At 54.1% G+C, this 16,883-nt stretch carries 17 protein-coding genes; 8 read left to right on the forward strand and 9 right to left on the reverse strand.

Annotated elements, in window-relative coordinates; genetic code table 11:
* The first annotated feature begins 10 nt into the window (after positions 1 to 10).
* From metN to proS, 6 genes are all read left to right on the forward strand, one after another.
* Positions 11 to 1,042, forward strand: a complete 1,032-nt coding sequence (gene metN / locus JT31_RS08080) for a methionine ABC transporter ATP-binding protein MetN (RefSeq protein WP_038475394.1) — start codon at positions 11 to 13, stop codon at positions 1,040 to 1,042.
* Positions 1,035 to 1,688, forward strand: a complete 654-nt coding sequence (locus JT31_RS08085) for a methionine ABC transporter permease MetI (protein ID WP_038475396.1) — start codon at positions 1,035 to 1,037, stop codon at positions 1,686 to 1,688. The genes metN and JT31_RS08085 overlap by 8 nt, the downstream gene beginning before the upstream one ends.
* A gap of 30 nt (positions 1,689 to 1,718) precedes the next feature.
* Positions 1,719 to 2,534 (forward strand): methionine ABC transporter substrate-binding lipoprotein MetQ, encoded by an 816-nt coding sequence (gene metQ / locus JT31_RS08090; RefSeq protein ID WP_038475398.1) that lies wholly within the window; start codon positions 1,719 to 1,721, stop codon positions 2,532 to 2,534.
* A gap of 113 nt (positions 2,535 to 2,647) precedes the next feature.
* A complete protein-coding gene (gene rcsF / locus JT31_RS08095) occupies positions 2,648 to 3,052 on the forward strand; it encodes an Rcs stress response system protein RcsF (RefSeq protein ID WP_038475400.1) in 405 nt (134 codons plus the stop codon).
* Positions 3,049 to 3,756, forward strand: a complete 708-nt coding sequence (gene tsaA, locus JT31_RS08100; RefSeq protein ID WP_038475402.1) for a tRNA (N6-threonylcarbamoyladenosine(37)-N6)-methyltransferase TrmO — start codon at positions 3,049 to 3,051, stop codon at positions 3,754 to 3,756. Before rcsF ends, tsaA begins: the two co-directional genes overlap by 4 nt.
* Before the next feature lie 110 nt (positions 3,757 to 3,866).
* On the forward strand, positions 3,867 to 5,585 hold the full coding sequence (proS, locus tag JT31_RS08105) for a proline--tRNA ligase (protein WP_038482937.1): 1,719 nt from the start codon (positions 3,867 to 3,869) through the stop codon (positions 5,583 to 5,585).
* A 50-nt stretch (positions 5,586 to 5,635) separates the two neighbouring features.
* Here the strand turns inward: proS and nlpE are convergent, their stop codons facing one another.
* From nlpE to JT31_RS08120, 3 genes are read right to left on the reverse strand one after another with little or no spacing between them, the layout of a single operon-like run.
* Positions 5,636 to 6,325: an envelope stress response activation lipoprotein NlpE gene (gene nlpE, locus JT31_RS08110; RefSeq protein WP_038475405.1), complete on the reverse strand. Its 690-nt coding sequence runs from the start codon at positions 6,323 to 6,325 to the stop codon at positions 5,636 to 5,638.
* Positions 6,326 to 6,360: 35 nt separating this feature from the next.
* The gene (gene arfB / locus JT31_RS08115) at positions 6,361 to 6,783 is read right to left on the reverse strand and encodes an alternative ribosome rescue aminoacyl-tRNA hydrolase ArfB (RefSeq protein ID WP_038475407.1); all 423 of its coding nucleotides are present in this window, start codon (positions 6,781 to 6,783) and stop codon (positions 6,361 to 6,363) included.
* Complete coding sequence (locus JT31_RS08120) at positions 6,780 to 7,322, reverse strand: YaeQ family protein (RefSeq protein WP_038475409.1); 543 nt, start codon at positions 7,320 to 7,322, stop codon at positions 6,780 to 6,782. Before JT31_RS08120 ends, arfB begins: the two co-directional genes overlap by 4 nt.
* Before the next feature lie 198 nt (positions 7,323 to 7,520).
* Between JT31_RS08120 and JT31_RS08125 the strand changes: the two genes are divergently transcribed.
* Both JT31_RS08125 and rof read left to right on the forward strand, forming a co-directional pair.
* On the forward strand, positions 7,521 to 7,721 hold the full coding sequence (locus JT31_RS08125) for a YaeP family protein (protein ID WP_008456963.1): 201 nt from the start codon (positions 7,521 to 7,523) through the stop codon (positions 7,719 to 7,721).
* Positions 7,708 to 7,968 carry a Rho-binding antiterminator gene (gene rof, locus JT31_RS08130; RefSeq protein ID WP_071842944.1) on the forward strand — a complete coding sequence of 87 codons (261 nt, stop codon included), beginning with the start codon at positions 7,708 to 7,710 and terminating at the stop codon, positions 7,966 to 7,968. Before JT31_RS08125 ends, rof begins: the two co-directional genes overlap by 14 nt.
* A 55-nt stretch (positions 7,969 to 8,023) precedes the next feature.
* Here rof and JT31_RS08135 read toward each other — a convergent pair whose 3' ends face one another.
* From JT31_RS08135 to dnaE, 6 genes are all read right to left on the reverse strand, one after another.
* Positions 8,024 to 8,335: a c-type cytochrome gene (locus tag JT31_RS08135; protein WP_038475413.1), complete on the reverse strand. Its 312-nt coding sequence runs from the start codon at positions 8,333 to 8,335 to the stop codon at positions 8,024 to 8,026.
* On the reverse strand, positions 8,332 to 9,639 hold the full coding sequence (tilS, locus tag JT31_RS08140; RefSeq protein WP_038475415.1) for a tRNA lysidine(34) synthetase TilS: 1,308 nt from the start codon (positions 9,637 to 9,639) through the stop codon (positions 8,332 to 8,334). Before tilS ends, JT31_RS08135 begins: the two co-directional genes overlap by 4 nt.
* Before the next feature lie 61 nt (positions 9,640 to 9,700).
* A complete protein-coding gene (locus JT31_RS08145) occupies positions 9,701 to 10,090 on the reverse strand; it encodes a VOC family protein (RefSeq protein WP_038475416.1) in 390 nt (129 codons plus the stop codon).
* A gap of 57 nt (positions 10,091 to 10,147) precedes the next feature.
* Positions 10,148 to 12,289 (reverse strand): lysine decarboxylase LdcC, encoded by a 2,142-nt coding sequence (locus JT31_RS08150; RefSeq protein WP_038475417.1) that lies wholly within the window; start codon positions 12,287 to 12,289, stop codon positions 10,148 to 10,150.
* Between the two features lie 116 nt (positions 12,290 to 12,405).
* Complete coding sequence (accA, locus tag JT31_RS08155; protein ID WP_038475420.1) at positions 12,406 to 13,365, reverse strand: acetyl-CoA carboxylase carboxyl transferase subunit alpha; 960 nt, start codon at positions 13,363 to 13,365, stop codon at positions 12,406 to 12,408.
* A gap of 12 nt (positions 13,366 to 13,377) precedes the next feature.
* Positions 13,378 to 16,860 carry a DNA polymerase III subunit alpha gene (gene dnaE / locus JT31_RS08160; RefSeq protein WP_038475422.1) on the reverse strand — a complete coding sequence of 1,161 codons (3,483 nt, stop codon included), beginning with the start codon at positions 16,858 to 16,860 and terminating at the stop codon, positions 13,378 to 13,380.
* Between the last annotated feature and the right edge of the window lie 23 nt (positions 16,861 to 16,883).

Here is a 16,883-nt window from a genome sequence, read left to right on the forward strand (position 1 = left end):
AAATAACTCAATGATTAAACTTTCAAATATCACCAAGGTGTTCCAGCAGGGCAACCGCAGCATACAGGCATTAAACAATGTCAGTCTGCATGTGCCTGCCGGGCAAATTTATGGCGTGATTGGCGCGTCCGGTGCGGGGAAAAGCACCCTCATCCGCTGTGTAAACCTGCTTGAGCGTCCGACTCAGGGTTCAGTTCTGGTTGATGGCCAGGACCTGACAACGCTTTCCGAAACCCAGTTAACTAAAGCCCGTCGCCAGATTGGCATGATCTTCCAGCACTTTAATCTGCTCTCTTCGCGTACCGTATTCGGCAACGTTGCTTTGCCGCTTGAGCTGGACAATACGCCAAAAGAAGAGATTAAACGCCGCGTTACCGAACTGCTGGATTTAGTTGGCCTCAGTGAAAAACACGATGCCTGGCCTGCAAACCTTTCCGGTGGTCAGAAACAGCGCGTGGCGATTGCCCGTGCACTGGCAAGCAATCCAAAAGTGCTGTTGTGCGACGAAGCCACCAGCGCGCTGGATCCCGCCACAACCCGCTCTATTCTGGAGCTGCTGAAAGACATTAATCGTCGCCTGGGGCTGACTATTCTGCTCATCACCCACGAGATGGATGTCGTAAAACGCATTTGTGACTGCGTGGCCGTTATCAGCAACGGCGAGCTTATCGAGCAGGATACGGTGAGCGAAGTGTTCTCCCATCCGAAAACGCCTCTGGCTCAGCAGTTTATCCAGTCCACTCTGCATCTCGACGTACCGGAAGATTACGCTCAGCGCCTGAGCGCAGAGAATAAAGAAAGCGCGGTACCTTTATTGCGCCTGGAGTTCACCGGCCAGTCGGTCGATGCCCCCCTTCTCTCTGAAACAGCACGTACCTTCAACGTGAACAGCAACATTATTAGCGCGCAGATGGATTATGCCGGCGGCGTGAAGTTCGGCATCATGCTGTGCGAAATGCACGGCGAGCCAAAAGATACGCAATCGGCTATTGCCTGGCTGCAGGAGCAACACGTGAAAGTAGAGGTGCTGGGTTATGTCTGAAGCAATGATTTGGTTACTGGCTCGCGGCGTGTATGAAACGTTAGCCATGACCTTTGTTTCCGGTTTCTTCGGGTTTGTGATTGGCCTGCCTGTCGGCGTGTTGCTGTACATCACTCGCCCCGGGCAAATCAGCGCTAACGCGAAGCTTTATAGCAGCCTCTCGGCGGTAGTTAACATCTTCCGTTCTATCCCGTTCATTATTCTGCTCGTCTGGATGATTCCTTTTACCCGCGTCATCGTAGGAACTTCTATCGGCCTGCAGGCGGCGATCGTTCCATTGACCGTTGGTGCAGCGCCGTTTATTGCCCGAATGGTCGAAAACGCCCTGCTGGAAATCCCAACCGGTCTGATTGAAGCTTCACGCGCGATGGGCGCCACGCCGCTGCAAATCATCCGCAAAGTGTTGCTGCCGGAAGCACTTCCGGGCCTGGTAAATGCCGCCACCATTACCCTTATTACCCTGGTAGGCTATTCTGCAATGGGCGGTGCCGTTGGTGCGGGTGGTCTGGGCCAAATTGGCTATCAGTACGGTTACATCGGCTACAACGCGACAGTAATGAATACCGTGCTGGTTCTGCTGGTCGTGCTGGTTTACTTAATTCAATTCTCTGGCGATCGTATCGTCCGGGCTGTTACACACAAATAAACACAACTGCATTCATACAAGGAAAAGGACATGGCTTTTAACTTTAAAACGTTCGCCGCGGTCGGTGCTCTGATTGGCTCTCTGGCCCTGGTGGGTTGCGGTCAGGAAGAAAAAGATCCAAACCACATTAAAGTCGGCGTGATTGCCGGTGCAGAACAGCAGGTTGCCGAAGTCGCTCAGAAAGTGGCTAAAGAGAAATATGGCCTCGACGTTGAGCTGGTGACCTTTACCGACTATGTGCTGCCAAACGAAGCGCTGAGCAAAGGCGACATCGATGTTAACGCCTTCCAGCACAAGCCTTATCTGGATCAGCAGATCAAAGATCGCGGTTATAAGCTGGTTTCCGTGGGCAATACTTTTGTTTACCCAATCGCCGGTTATTCCAAAAAAATCAAATCTCTGGATGAGCTGCAGCCGGGTTCTCAGGTAGCACTGCCAAACGACCCGACTAACCTCGGTCGCTCTCTGCTGCTGCTGCAGAAAGAAGGTCTGATTAAACTGAAAGACGGTGTTGGCCTGCTGCCAACCGTTCTGGATGTAACCGAGAACCCAAAAAATCTGAAGCTGGTTGAGCTGGAAGCACCGCAGCTGCCACGTTCTCTGGATGATGCTCAGATTGCTCTGGCGGTCATCAACACCACTTACGCCAGCCAGATTGGCCTGACGCCAGCGAAAGACGGCATCTTCGTTGAAGACAAAAACTCTCCTTATGTGAACCTGATCGTTTCTCGTGAAGACAACAAAGATGCAGAGAACGTGAAGAAATTCGTTCAGGCATACCAGTCTGACGAAGTGAACGAAGCGGCCAACAAAGTCTTTAACGGCGGCGCGGTTAAAGGCTGGTAAGTTTCCATTCTTCAGTTTTACGTAAATAATTAAAGGCGGGCGCAAGCCCGCCTTGTTATTTTGATTCGGGCTTGCTTCAATGTTCCCCGTTTTACATTCATTGAGGAAAAATTATGCGTGCTTTACCGATCTGTTTATTAGCATTCATGCTGAGCGGCTGTTCAATGCTAAGCAGATCCCCCGTAGAACCCGTTCAAAGCACGGCAGCTGCGCCGAAGACAGAAACCGAGAAACCTAAAGCACCTCGCCCTGCTCCGGTCAGAATCTACACCAACGCAGAAGACTTAGTGGGTAAACCGTTCCGTGATTTAGGTGAAGTCAGCGGAGAGTCTTGCCAGGCAAGCAATCAGGATTCGCCTCCGAATATCCCGACCGCACGCAAGCGCATGCAGATCAACGCTTCCAAAATGAAAGCCAATGCGGTTCTGCAGCACAGTTGTGATGTCACCACGGGTGCGCCAGGGTGCTATCGTCAGGCCATTTGCGTTGGATCTGCGCTACAAGTTTCGGCGCAATGACCGAATTCCAGTTTGCGCAAATTGGCGTAATTCGCTCTCCTTATAAAGAAAAGTTTGCCGTACCGCGTCAGCCAGGCTTAGTCAAAGATGGCGGCGGTGAACTGCGTCTGCTTGCGCCGTACAACCAGGCCGATGCAGTTCGCGGGCTGGAGGCTTTTAGTCACCTGTGGCTACTGTTTGTATTCCATCAAACGATGGAAGGCGGCTGGCGCCCAACGGTACGTCCTCCCCGGCTGGGGGGGAATGCCCGCATGGGCGTGTTTGCTACCCGCTCTACCTTCCGCCCCAATCCTATTGGCATGTCGCTGGTTGAACTGAAAAGCATTCATTGCCAGAAAGATGAAGTCATTTTGCAGCTTGGCAGCCTGGATTTGGTAGACGGTACGCCCATCGTGGATATCAAACCGTACCTGCCCTTCGCAGAAGCCGTACCGGATGCGCGTGCGGGCTATGCGCAACAGGCGCCTCAGGCAGAAATGAACGTGACCTTTACGCCCGAGGTTCAGCTACAGCTCGCCGGGCTGGAAGGCCGCTATCCGCATATTGCGCGTTTTATCTGCCAGGTACTTGCTCAGGACCCTCGTCCTGCTTATCGTAAAGGCGAGGATGTCGGGAAGACTTACGCTGTTCTGCTGCTGGACTTTAACGTCCGCTGGCGCGTCACAGAGCAAGGCTTTGAGGTGTTTGCGCTCGAAGCGAGTTAATTTAGCCCCCTCTCTTTTGACATCTCTGCCACACTGGTAAACTAAACCACTTTTTTTGAAGCAGGCCGCCCGTGGCCTGCGATCTGCCGTTCAAATGGAACCGTAACAACATGCGTACTAGCCAATATCTGCTCTCCACTCTGAAGGAGACACCTGCCGACGCTGAAGTAGTCAGCCACCAGCTGATGCTGCGCGCCGGGATGATCCGTAAGCTGGCCTCCGGTTTATACACCTGGCTGCCGACAGGTTTACGCGTCCTGAAGAAAGTCGAAAACATCGTGCGTGAAGAGATGAACAACGCCGGTGCTATCGAAATGTGCATGCCGGTGGTTCAGCCAGCCGACCTGTGGCAGGAGAGTGGACGTTGGGAGCAATACGGTCCGGAGTTACTGCGTTTTGTTGACCGTGGCGAACGTCCTTTCGTGCTGGGTCCAACTCACGAAGAAGTGATCACCGACCTGATTCGCAATGAGCTGAGCTCTTATAAGCAGCTGCCGCTGAATCTGTTCCAGATCCAGACCAAATTCCGTGATGAAGTGCGCCCACGTTTTGGCGTGATGCGTTCCCGCGAATTCCTGATGAAAGACGCCTACTCGTTCCATACGTCTCAGGAATCCCTGCAGGAAACCTATGACAAGATGTACGAGGCTTACAGCAAAATCTTCTCCCGCATGGGTCTGGATTTCCGCGCCGTGCAGGCGGACACCGGCTCCATCGGCGGCAGCGCCTCCCATGAGTTCCAGGTGCTGGCACAAAGCGGTGAAGATGATGTGATCTTCTCTGACAGCTCGGACTATGCGGCAAACATTGAGTTCGCTGAAGCCCTTGCGCCGGCAGCAGGCCGTGCAGCACCGACCGCTGAAATGAGCCAGATTGATACTCCGAATGCTAAAACCATCGCCGAGCTGGTAGAGCAGTTCAACCTGCCAATCGAGAAAACGGTTAAAACTCTGCTGGTGAAAGCGACCGAAGGTAGCGCTTATCCGCTGGTTGCTTTGCTGGTTCGTGGCGATCACGAGCTGAACGAAGTGAAAGCCGAGAAGCTGCCACAGGTAGCAAGCCCGCTGACGTTCGCCACCGAACAGGAAATTCGCGATATCGTGAAAGCTGGCCCTGGCTCCCTGGGTCCGATCAACCTGCCGGTTCCGGTTGTGATTGACCGCAGCGTAGCCGCTATGAGCGATTTCGCCGCTGGTGCAAACATCGACGGCAAGCACTTTGTCGGCATTAACTGGGAACGCGACGTTGCGCTGCCGGAAGTGGCTGACATTCGCAACGTTGTTGCCGGCGACCCAAGCCCGGATGGCAAAGGCACGTTGATGATCAAACGCGGTATCGAAGTGGGTCACATCTTCCAGCTAGGCACCAAGTACTCTGAGGCGTTGAAAGCTGCCGTTCAGGGCGAAGATGGCCGTAACCAGACGCTGACCATGGGCTGCTACGGTATCGGTGTTACCCGAGTGGTCGCCGCCGCCATTGAACAGAACTTTGATGACCGCGGTATTCTGTGGCCGGATGCTATCGCTCCGTTCCACGTTGCGATTCTGCCAATGAACATGCACAAGTCCTTCCGCGTGCAGCAGCTGGCTGAAGAGCTGTATACCACGCTGCGTGCGCAGGGTATCGACGTGCTGCTGGATGACCGTAAAGAGCGTCCAGGCGTGATGTTTGCCGATATGGAACTGATTGGTATTCCTCACACCATCGTTATCGGCGACCGTAATCTCGACAACGAAGAGATCGAATATAAACATCGCCGTGCCGGTGAAAAGCAGATGATCAAAACCAGCGAGATCGTTGATTTCCTGGTAAAGCAGATCAAAGGTTAATTTACCGCTGAGCATAAAAAAGCCCGTCCAAATGGACGGGCTTTTTCGTTTTAGTCGTTACAGTCTTTGCCGGGCTTAAACTTCGCCCCCTTGTCGGCCACCAGCGCTTTTTGCAGCTCTCCGCTATCAGGGGAGGCCTGCAGCGTAAAGTGCCCTTCTACCACCAGCAGAATTGGCGCATTGTTCTTACCGCGAGCTGCCGCATAGGCACGTTCCAGTTCGGCGTTATCCGCCACGGCAAAAGTTTTACCTGTAGCGCAGTCCTCAAATACAGCGGCGTCGGCCATGTATTGGTACTTACCTTTCATCGGCATTGGCGTTGACGGCAGCTTCGCATCAACCGCTTTCAGCGTGTAGTTGAACTGCGATTCAATCGAGTTGCCTTCGCGGTCCAGCATCACCAGGCTGTCGCCCTTTGGATGGAAGTACTGCTTCTCGCCTTCGCTGTCGGTCAAGACCAGCTTATCGGCGGTACGCGCCCATTTACCGTAGCTGGCAAACGAGGCTCCCTTCCCCTGATAAGTCTGGTTCATCACCCAGGTGCCGTCCTTTTCGAGGAACAGCGAGGTTTCAATCCCTTCACAGTCTGCGCAAGGTACTACGCCGCGATAGCTCTGCTGCATCGGTTTCAGTTCCGCCGCCTGAGCAGGGATCAGGGTTTGCGTTTCCGTACGATTATTACAGCCAAATAGCGTGAACAGGCTTAGCGCTGCCAGCGCCGCCAGAAGACTCTTCTTCATGCTTTATTCCTTATGCCATTGTCCCAACTTCGCCGCTACTCCGGATGGCGGCGAACTTTGCCGCGCAGTGCTTTGGTCGTCGACTTCTGCGCTTTAGAAGTCAGACGTCGCTCTTTAGAAGCTCGCGTCGGCTTTGTCGCGCGACGGCTCTTCTGCACTACGGTGAGTTCTTGTATCAGTGAAACCAGGCGAGCCACCGCCGCTTCACGGTTCATCTCCTGGCTTCGATATTCCTGGGCTTTGATCACCACGACGCCTTCAGGCGTGATCAAATGGTGACTTACTGCCAGCAGACGTATCTTATACGACTCGGGCAGGCTAGAGGCAGGGATATCAAAGCGCAAATGAATAGCCGTTGAGGTTTTATTCACATGCTGCCCGCCTGCACCCTGGGCGCGAATCGCGGTAATCGTGACTTCATTGTCCGGGATAGAAACCGTTCGCGACACTGAAATCATTGCTGCAGCCAGGCCGTAAAGTGGATTTCCAGATTATTCTCGCTATCAGACAGCCAAATCGCACCGTCCTGGATAGTCGCCTGCAGGTTCATGGTGCGCGTGCCAAATTCGCTTAGCTTCGCCAGCTGTACGTCATCCAGATACCAGATAGACAGGTTTTTAAACTGGCTCAGGCGGTTCTGGTTCTGCTGCCACCAAATTTCCGCCGCCCGACTATTATAGGTAAACAACGCTACCTCGGCCGACTGGCTGCAGGCTTTTTTCACCCGACGCTCTTCCGGCAGCCCAAGTTCTACCCACAGATCAATGCCGAGGTGATCGTTTTTACGCCAGATTTCCGGCTCGTCTTCCGCGCTAAGGCCGCGGGTAAACTCCAGACGCTCATCCGCATATTTGATCCACGCCAGCAGGCGCAGCATCATGCGTTCCTGCGTTTCCGAAGGGTGGCGCGCCAGCGTCAGGCTGCTGTCCAGAAACCGATTACGATCGAGATCGGCCACATTTACCGTCGCCTTATAAATTGTCGCTTTTAACGCCATCACACTTCTCCATACACAATTGCGCGCTATTGTAGCGAAATAACATACTCGCGGCTCGAAGTATGACGGGTATATTTGCGTGGCTGATATCGGTTACATTGCTGTGGTATAGTCACCTTGCTAAACAGAGTTTATCTTCGTAGGCTTAGACTTGACCCCACGAATAGGTCTGAAGTCGGGACTCTGAGAGGAGGGTATGTGGAAAAGTATTGTGAATTGGTTCGGCAACGCTACGCGGAAATTGCCAGCGGTGATTTAGGCTACATTCCTGATGCCTTAGGATGCGTATTGAAGGCTCTGAACGAAGTCGCCTCCAGCGAGGCCGTCTCGGAGTCGGTCAGGGAACAGGCGGCTTATGCTGCCGCGAACTTACTGGTGAGCGATTATGTCAATGAATGATGCGTATCAACCCATCAACTGTGATGATTATGACAATCTCGAGCTCGCCTGCCAGCATCACTTGTTACTGACGCTGGAGCTAAAAGACGGGGAGAGTTTCAAGGCCAAAGCGAGCGACCTGGTTTCTCGTAAAAACGTCGAATACCTGATTGTCGATGATGCAGGCGCTACGCGAGAGTTACGCCTCGATAAAATTAACAGCTTCAGCCACCCCGAAATTGGCACTATCGTGGTCAGCGTCGAATAACTGTTGTCACCGCATATAACGCAAAACGGGCAGCCAGGTTGGTTGCCCGTTTTGTTTACGGCTTCATTGAGGCGTAGTACGCCGCCAAATTGCTGATATCTTCGTCCGAAAGCCCGCTGACGTAAGCCTTCATGATTTCTGCCTGCCCACCGCTACGTTCCCCTTTTTTGTAAGCCTGAAGCGAGTGTTCGAGATAGGCTTCGCTCTGCCCACCGATGTTTGGATAGAGCGGGGCAGACGCTTTCCCACTCATGCCATGGCAGGCGACACAGGTCATGGCCTTTGCTTCCCCGGCCTGTGCATCTCCTTTAGCGAGAGCGGGTAAACTGCAGGCTATGAGCCCAAGCAGCAGTACGATTTTTTTCATTGCTCAACTCCCTTTTGCCAGTCTATATGCCAGCATGAATGTTCCGTGGCCTGCCCCTCGCGGGTGACAAAAATGCCTGGCGCAGCAATAAGCTGTTCGCCATAAAACAGCAGCGGCGTGGTATCTCGCTCCCACGGAGGAATACGCAGTTCCTGCCAGATTTTTTTCAGCGTCCGCCCTTTATCCCGGCCGACGATATGCAGCAAACCTGAAGCCTTAAAACGCAGACTAACGATTTCACCGTCTGCTGGCGCACGTACCGCCATTCCCTTACCGCTGAGAGAAACCATTCCCAGCCCTGGAAGATGCAGAGGTCGGTAAGGCGCAGGCCATAAATAGCTTTTATCCCGATCGACGTTGAGCCGCGGCACCCAATACAGCTCCCCCTGAAAACGCCTGATTTCATGCTCCCTCAGGCGAAGGCGAGGATTGGCATCTTCCCGGCTTAAGGCAACTTCCTGCCATAAACGCAGCAGAGAAGCTCTGGACGGCATCGCGGCACGATGAAACGCCAACCAGCGTCGCACCAATGCAAATCGTCTGGCCTCGCTCATCGTCAACATCGGTTCAAGGCGCAGCGCACCCTGCTCTGACATTAACGTATCCAGTTGTTCCGCCAACAACTCGTCAAGGAGCTGCTCCTGCTCGCCGCACAGCTCAGCGCTGCGGGCAACGCTACGGGAAAAGTGTGGCCATCGCTGCTGCAAAAGGGGAACAACCCTCAGGCGCAGGAAATTTCGGTCGTATTTATCATCCTGGTTGCTTTCGTCTTCAATCCAGCTGAGCCGGTAAGCGTGAGCCCACTCTTCGAGCTGTGAGCGAGATGTTGTCAGCAAAGGACGCAATAATGAGGTATCGCCAAAGGGCAAGATAGCGGGCATCGACGCCAGTCCGGCCGGGCCGCTTCCACGCTTGAGCGCCAGCAGGAAGGTCTCGCACTGATCGTCCAGATGCTGCGCCGTGAGCAAAACTTCTCCGGCGAGGAGCGAATCCGATAACGCCTGATAGCGAGCCGCTCTCGCCTCCCCTTCAATCCCCTGCCCACCGGCAGGAAGCTGCACATGAGCCACATCAAAAGGCACACGCCATGCCGCACAAAGCGCCCGGCAATGTTCTACCCAGCTATCTGCCCTTGGGCTTAGTCCGTGGTGGATATGCATCGCTCTGATATTAAGTTCAGGCTGAACAGTATCGCGCAGGGTCACCAGCTGATGCAGCATAACGGTCGAGTCCAGCCCGCCGCTGAACGCCACCAGCAGCTGGCGATGAGGATGCAGGAAGGACTGAAGTTCGCGGATAGTCATAGTTCGTCGTTACGAAGGGTTTGCCCGGCAAATTACCGGGCATTCGCGACGCTGGCAAGGTTTACTGCTGATAAAGTTCCAGCGGCAAACCGTCAGGATCGCTGAAGAAAGTGAAGCTTTTGTTGGTCAGGGGATCGATGCGAATCGGTTCGCATTTTACGCCATGGCTTTCCAGGTGCGTTATCGCCTGCTCGATGTTATCCACGCTGAAGGCCAGATGACGAAGTCCGCAGGCCTCCGGGCGGCTCGGGCGCGCTGGCGGGAACGGGAAAGAGAACAGCTCAATCACATACTGGCCGTTCAACGCCAGATCGCCTTTCCAGGAATCTCGCTCTTTGCGGTAAACTTCCGACTCAAGCGTGAACTCCAGTACATCGCAATAGAATTGCTTACTGCGTTCGTAGTCCGACGCGATAATCGCGACGTGATGAATTTGCTTTAAACCCAGCATAAAATCTCCTTAGTCACTGCAGGGAAGGTAATCATCGCTTCCCTGCAAAGCAAGCTCTCAGGCCTCTTTTAGGACTCGTACTCTGTAGATCCCATCCTCACCGAGTTTTGCACCATGAATATCGGTTTCGAAGCCGGGATAGTGCTCTCCAACCGAGCAAAGCATCAGCAGAAAGTCGAGCACCGCGCGGCTCTCTTTGGTGATAACCTCTCCCGGCATTACCACCGGAACGCCCGGCGGATAAGGCAGGATCATGTTGGCTGATACTCTCCCCAAAAGCTCTTCAATCTCCACCGTTTCTACGTTGCCTTTGACCTGCAGCTGATAGGCTTCGTGCGGCGTCATGCGCATTTCCGGCAGGACCTCAAAAGCGCGCAGCATCAGATCCGGCAGGTTATGCTGCTTGATGAGCTTGTGGATCCCCTGCGCCAGCGTCTGAATACGCATATTGCGATAAAAGTCAGGATCTTCCGCGTACAGATCCGGCAGCATATTCTTCACCCGCAGATTAAGATCGTAAGAGCGCTTAAACTCCGTCAACCCACGCAGCAGGCTTAGCGCTTTTGTCTTATCAATGCCGATGCTGAACAGGAACAGCAGGTTATACGGACCGGTTTTCTCTACCACAACGCCGCGCTCATCGAGAAACTTGGCCACCAGCGCCGCCGGGATCCCCTCTTCCGCCATCTCCCCCAACTCGCTCATGCCCGGTGTCAGGATGGTCACTTTGATCGGATCGAGATACATATGATCCGCATCGGCATCCCGGAAGCCGTGCCAGTCTTCTTCGCCTGGCGCAATAGGCCAGCACTCTGCCTCGTCAACATGATCGGGCTGCCAGATGTCGAAGAACCAGTCTTCTGATTCTTCACGCAGGCGCTGCACTTCCCGGCGGAAATGCAAAGCTCGCTCTACGGAACGGTTGATCAGCCTTTTACCGGGATTGCCGCGCATCATCGCCGCCGCGGTTTCAATGGAGGCCACCAGCGGGTAGCTCGGGGAAGTTGTGGTATGCATCATGTAGGCTTCGTTAAAGGTATCTTCATCGTAGTCACCTTTAATATGAATCAGCGAAGCCTGTGAGAAAGCCGCCAGCAGCTTATGGGTCGACTGGGTTTCATAGATAACCTTGCCCGGAACCCTGTCGCCACTCATGCCGCTTTTTCCCTGATAAATCGGGTGGAAATTGGTATAGGGCACCCACGCTGAATCAAAATGAATCGACGGCACATCCAGCGTTTTTTTGATGAAGTCGGTGTTATACAACAGCCCGTCGTAGGTTGAGTTGGTGACAACCGCGTGTACCGGCCACTTTGCATTCGGGGTTTCAGCGACCTTATTCTCGATATTTTCTCGAGTGAACTCGCGCTGTGGGATCCCCCCCAGAATACCCAGCGCGTTACGCGTAGGCTTCAGCCAGATCGGCACCAGGTTAGTCATCATCAGCAAATGGGTCAGTGACTTATGGCAGTTACGATCGACCAGTATTGTGCTGCCCGACGGCGCGGCGTACATGCCGACAATTTTGTTGGATGTCGAAGTGCCGTTGGTCACCATATAGCTTTGCTCGGCGCCAAAAGTGCGGGCGATATACTCTTCTGCCTCCAGGTGAGGGCCGGTATGGTCAAGCAGTGAGCCCAGCTCCGTCACCGAAATAGAGACGTCGGCCTTCAGCGTGTTACCGCCGAAGAAGTCGTAAAACAGACAACCGACCGGGCTTTTTTGGTAGGCGGTACCGGCCATATGCCCTGGCGTACAGAAGGTATATTTCCCCTCTTTCACATAGGTGAACAGCGCTTTGGTCAGCGGCGGCGTAATCGTATCCAGGTACTCATCGGTGTACTGGCGAATACGCAGGGCGATGTCGTCGGCCGCGCTAAGCGCGTACTCGAAGAACCACAGCGCCATGCGCATTTCATTCACGCTAACATCCAGAGAAGAGTGGGTATTGATGAATGCGTACAGCGGCAGATCTTCATTTAGCAGGTTGATTTCGCTGCACAAGTCGAGGCTGTATTCGTCCCAGTCAAAAACAACGCCACAAATGCGCGGGTTGTGCTCAATCAGCTTAAGCAAGTCGGTACTGTTGGTCGGGTAGATGAGCTGAAAGCCGTGCAGTTCCAGCGCGCGATGAAGTTCCTTGATGGGCTCGTCTTTGTAGAAAACGCCGTGCGGCCCCATGATCGCAATGGTATTCAATGTTCACCTCCTGGAAAAAGACTGTGCTAAGCATAGCGCAATGGGATTTTCCATGAAGCTATAAATGCAAAAAGGGCCGGAAAATCCGACCCTTATCGTTATTCAACACCCTAAAATCAGGCGTAGCCGTAGCTCATCAGACGCTGGTAGCGACGGTTTAACAGCTCGTCTTTATTCAGCACATCGAGATCGGCCAGATCGGCCAGCAGCTGTGCACGCAGGGAAGCAGCCATCACTTCCGGGTTGCGGTGCGCGCCGCCCAGCGGCTCGGGGATCACGGTATCAATAAGCTTCAGCTCTTTCAGACGCGGAGCAACAATGCCCATTGCTTCTGCGGCCAGCGGAGCTTTATCGGCGCTTTTCCACAGAATGGACGCGCAGCCTTCTGGAGAGATAACGGAATAGGTGCTGTACTGCAGCATATTCACTTTGTCGCCCACGCCAATCGCCAGCGCGCCGCCGGAGCCACCTTCACCGATAACGGTACAGATGACCGGCACCTTCAGGCGGGACATTTCACGCAGGTTACGGGCAATCGCTTCAGACTGACCACGCTCTTCGGCGCCAACGCCCGGATAAGCTCCCGGCGTGTCGATGAAGGTGATGATCGGCATGTTAAAGCGTTCAGCCATTTCCATCAGGCGCAGCGCTTTGCGGTAGCCTTCCGGAGCCGGCATCCCGAAGTTACGACGGATTTTCTCTTTGGTTTCACGCCCTTTCTGATGACCAATGATCATCACCGGACGGCCTTCCAGACGAGCGATACCCCCGACAATGGCTTTATCGTCGGCATAGGCACGGTCACCCGCCAGTTCGTCAAACTCATCAAAAGCCAGACGAACGTAATCCAGGGTGTACGGACGCTGCGGATGGCGCGCCAGCTGCGCTATCTGCCATGCGCCTAAATCAGCGAAGATCTTGCGGGTCAGCTCAACGCTTTTCTCGCGCAGACGCTGCACTTCTTCGTCCAGATTAATATCCAGTTTTTCATCCTGGCGGCTAACGGCCGTCAGGGAATCGATTTTCGCTTCCAGCTCTGCAATCGGCTGTTCGAAATCAAGGAAATTCAGACTCATAATATTCCTGTTTTAGTCAAACTCCAGTTCCACCTGCTCCGAACCAATCAGCGTTCGCAAATCGTTAAGTAAACGATCGCTAGGGGAAACACGCCATGTCGCACCGAAGCGCAACCGGGCTCGTGCATCCACCCTCTGATAGTAGAGATGTACTGGAATTGTCCCCGAACGATGGGGTTCCAGAGACTGACGGAGACGGTTTAAAAGCTGGTCATCAATTTGCCTGTCCGTCAGCGAGATAGCAAGCCCACGCGCGTACTTTTCACGGGCTTCGTCGATGTCCATCAGCTCGCGGGCCGTCATTTTAAGCCCTCCGCTGAAGTCATCAAAGCTGACCTGTCCGCTGACGATCAGGATACGGTCTTTTTCCAGCAGATGCTGGTATTTTTCTAGTGCATCTGTGAATAACATCACTTCCAGACGACCAGAGCGGTCATCCAGCGTACAGATGCCGATGCGATTACCTCGCTTGGTGACCATCACCCGCGAAGCAATCACCAGACCCGCAGCCGTGGTCATTTTACCACGTTCTGTCGGGTGCATCTCTTTCAGGCGCATGCCACCGACATAGCGCTCAATTTCTTTCAGGTACTGGTTAATCGGGTGGCCGGTAAGATACAGCCCAAGCGTTTCACGCTCCCCTTCCAGCACCACATGATCCGGCCATGGGGTCACGCTGGCGTAGGATTTTTCGACCTGCTCTGGCTCTTCTGCCAGTACGCCGAACATATCCGCCTGGCCGATGGCTTCCGCTTTCGCGTGCTGGTCGGCCGCTTTCAGCGCATCACCTAAAGCGTTCATCAGTGCGGCACGGTGCGGCCCAAGCCGGTCAAATGCCCCGGACATAATGAGTTTTTCCAGCACCCTGCGATTCAGCTTTTTGATATCGGAGCGAGCACATAAATCAAAGAGATCGAGGAAGTGTCCGCCCTGATTTCGCGCCTCGATAATGGCTTCAATAGGGCCTTCGCCCACGCCTTTGATCGCGCCGATACCGTAAACAATTTCCCCGTCATCGTTAACGTGGAAATGATAAAGACCAGAGTTAATGTCCGGCGACAGAACTTTCAGCCCCATGCGCCAGCACTCATCCACCAGGCCAACCACTTTCTCGGTATTATCCATATCGGCGGTCATTACGGCCGCCATAAATTCTGCCGGATAGTGCGCCTTCAGCCACAGCGTCTGGTAAGAAACCAAAGCATAGGCGGCGGAGTGAGATTTGTTAAAGCCGTACCCGGCAAATTTCTCCACCAGGTCAAAGATTTTCATCGACAGCTCGCCGTCGACGCCGTTATTTATCGCGCCCTCTTCAAAGGTGCCGCGCTGCTTGGCCATTTCTTCCGGTTTCTTTTTACCCATCGCACGGCGCAGCATGTCCGCGCCGCCAAGGGTATAACCAGAAAGTACCTGGGCAATCTGCATAACCTGTTCCTGATACAGGATGATGCCGTAGGTTGGCTCCAGTACCGGTTTCAGGCTTTCGTGCTGCCATTCCACGTCCGGATAAGAAATCGCTTCGCGCCCGTGCTTACGGTCGATGAAGTTATCTACCATCCCTGACTGCAGCGGGCCCGGGCGGAACAGGGCCACGAGGGCAATCATATCTTCGAAGCAGTCAGGCTGCAGACGCTTAATCAGGTCCTTCATGCCGCGCGATTCAAGCTGGAAGACCGCAGTGGTTTCCGAGCGCTGCAGCATGTCGAAGCTTTTCTTGTCCTCGAGCGGGATGGCGGCGATATCAATCGGCTCCAGCCCCTGTTTTGCCCGACGCGGGTTGATCATTTTCAGCGCCCAGTCGATGATCGTCAGCGTACGCAGCCCCAGGAAGTCAAACTTCACCAGGCCGGCATATTCAACGTCGTTTTTATCAAACTGGGTAACAGGGTGCTGCCCCTGATCGTCACAATAAAGCGGCGCAAAATCAGTAATTTTGGTCGGCGCAATAACCACGCCACCGGCGTGCTTCCCGGCATTACGCGTAACGCCTTCCAGCTTGCGCGCCATGTCGATCAGCGCTTTAACCTCTTCGTCAGCTTCGTAGATCTCCGGCAGTTGAGGCTCGGCCTCGAAGGCTTTCGCCAACGTCATACCGGGATCGGGTGGAACCAGCTTGGAGATACGATCGACAAAGCCGTATGGGTGGCCGAGCACGCGGCCTACGTCACGAATAACCGCTTTCGCCGCCATCGTACCGAAGGTAATGATCTGCGAAACGGCTTCACGGCCATACATTTCCGATACGTGGTCGATAACCTGGTCACGTTTTTCCATGCAGAAATCGACGTCGAAGTCCGGCATCGAAACACGTTCCGGGTTAAGGAAACGTTCGAACAGCAGGTCAAATTCAAGCGGATCGAGATCGGTGATTTTCAGCGCATAGGCCACCAGCGACCCCGCACCGGAACCACGCCCCGGTCCCACAGGCACGCCGTTATCCTTGGACCACTGGATAAATTCCATCACGATCAGGAAGTAGCCGGGGAACCCCATCTGGTTAATAACCTGCAGCTCGATGTCCAGACGCTCGTCGTATTCAGGGCGTTTTTGTGCTCGCTCGTCAGGATCCGGGAACAGGAACTCAAGACGCTCCTCCAGCCCTTCTTTGGATTTCATGACCAGGAAATCTTCGGTGGTCATTTCACCGGTAGGGAACTGCGGCAGGAAGTATTCGCCAAGGCGCACGGTAACGTTGCAGCGTTTTGCGATTTCGACGCTGTTTTCCAGCGCTTCCGGAATATCCGAGAACAGCTCGCACATCTCTTCTTCGCTACGCATATATTGCTGAGCGGAGTAATTGCGCGGGCGCTTAGGATCGTCCAGCGTGAAGCCGTCGTGGATAGCTACGCGGATTTCATGCGCGTCAAAGTCGCCAGCGTCGATAAAACGGACGTCATTGGTTGCCACCACCGGCAGGCCGCGTTCGTCAGCCAGCGCTACGGCGGCGTGGAGATAGTTCTCTTCGTCCACTCGACCGGTACGAATCAATTCCAGATAGAAGCGATCGGCAAAATGCTGCTGCCAGAATTCCAGACACTGATCGACCAGCGGCTGATTCCCACGAAGCAGGCTTTTACCAATATCTCCCATGCGCCCGCCGGACAGCAGGATCAGACCTTCATTTAGCTCAACCAGCCATTCACGGTCAATTATTGGGCCCGCGGCGCCGTAGCCACGCTGATAGGCACGAGAAATCAGTAAGGTAAGATTTTGGTAACCTTCGTTGTTCGCGGCCAGCACCGTCAAATGACTCAGTTCGTCACCCAACAGCTCGTTAGCCACGTTGAAGTCTGCGCCGATGATAGGCTTAATGCCGGCACCATGGCCGGAACCGTAGAATTTCACCAGCCCGCAGAGGTTGGTAAAATCGGTGATAGCGAGAGCAGGCATGCCCAGCGCCGCGGCTTTTTTTACCAGCGGCCCGGTTTTAGCCAGCCCATCAATCATGGAATAGTCGCTGTGCACCCGAAGGTGAATGAAACGTGGTTCAGCCATCTCTCACCAATTACTCTGTATCA

It is taken from the genome of Cedecea neteri, from assembly GCF_000757825.1.
GTDB classification, from domain to species: Bacteria; Pseudomonadota; Gammaproteobacteria; order Enterobacterales; family Enterobacteriaceae; genus Cedecea; species Cedecea selenatireducens.

What these genes read in the sequence shown, in the direction of transcription:
- metN (WP_038475394.1), top strand. Translation starts at nt 11, where the DNA reads ATGATTAAACTTTCAAATATCACCAAGGTGTTCCAGCAGGGCAACCGC.
- JT31_RS08085 (WP_038475396.1), top strand. Translation starts at nt 1,035, where the DNA reads ATGTCTGAAGCAATGATTTGGTTACTGGCTCGCGGCGTGTATGAAACG.
- metQ (WP_038475398.1), top strand. Translation starts at nt 1,719, where the DNA reads ATGGCTTTTAACTTTAAAACGTTCGCCGCGGTCGGTGCTCTGATTGGC.
- rcsF (WP_038475400.1), top strand. Translation starts at nt 2,648, where the DNA reads ATGCGTGCTTTACCGATCTGTTTATTAGCATTCATGCTGAGCGGCTGT.
- tsaA (WP_038475402.1), top strand. Translation starts at nt 3,049, where the DNA reads ATGACCGAATTCCAGTTTGCGCAAATTGGCGTAATTCGCTCTCCTTAT.
- proS (WP_038482937.1), top strand. Translation starts at nt 3,867, where the DNA reads ATGCGTACTAGCCAATATCTGCTCTCCACTCTGAAGGAGACACCTGCC.
- nlpE (WP_038475405.1), bottom strand. Translation starts at nt 6,325, where the DNA reads ATGAAGAAGAGTCTTCTGGCGGCGCTGGCAGCGCTAAGCCTGTTCACG.
- arfB (WP_038475407.1), bottom strand. Translation starts at nt 6,783, where the DNA reads ATGATTTCAGTGTCGCGAACGGTTTCTATCCCGGACAATGAAGTCACG.
- JT31_RS08120 (WP_038475409.1), bottom strand. Translation starts at nt 7,322, where the DNA reads ATGGCGTTAAAAGCGACAATTTATAAGGCGACGGTAAATGTGGCCGAT.
- rof (WP_071842944.1), top strand. Translation starts at nt 7,708, where the DNA reads ATGTCAATGAATGATGCGTATCAACCCATCAACTGTGATGATTATGAC.
- JT31_RS08135 (WP_038475413.1), bottom strand. Translation starts at nt 8,335, where the DNA reads ATGAAAAAAATCGTACTGCTGCTTGGGCTCATAGCCTGCAGTTTACCC.
- tilS (WP_038475415.1), bottom strand. Translation starts at nt 9,639, where the DNA reads ATGACTATCCGCGAACTTCAGTCCTTCCTGCATCCTCATCGCCAGCTG.
- JT31_RS08145 (WP_038475416.1), bottom strand. Translation starts at nt 10,090, where the DNA reads ATGCTGGGTTTAAAGCAAATTCATCACGTCGCGATTATCGCGTCGGAC.
- accA (WP_038475420.1), bottom strand. Translation starts at nt 13,365, where the DNA reads ATGAGTCTGAATTTCCTTGATTTCGAACAGCCGATTGCAGAGCTGGAA.
- dnaE (WP_038475422.1), bottom strand. Translation starts at nt 16,860, where the DNA reads ATGGCTGAACCACGTTTCATTCACCTTCGGGTGCACAGCGACTATTCC.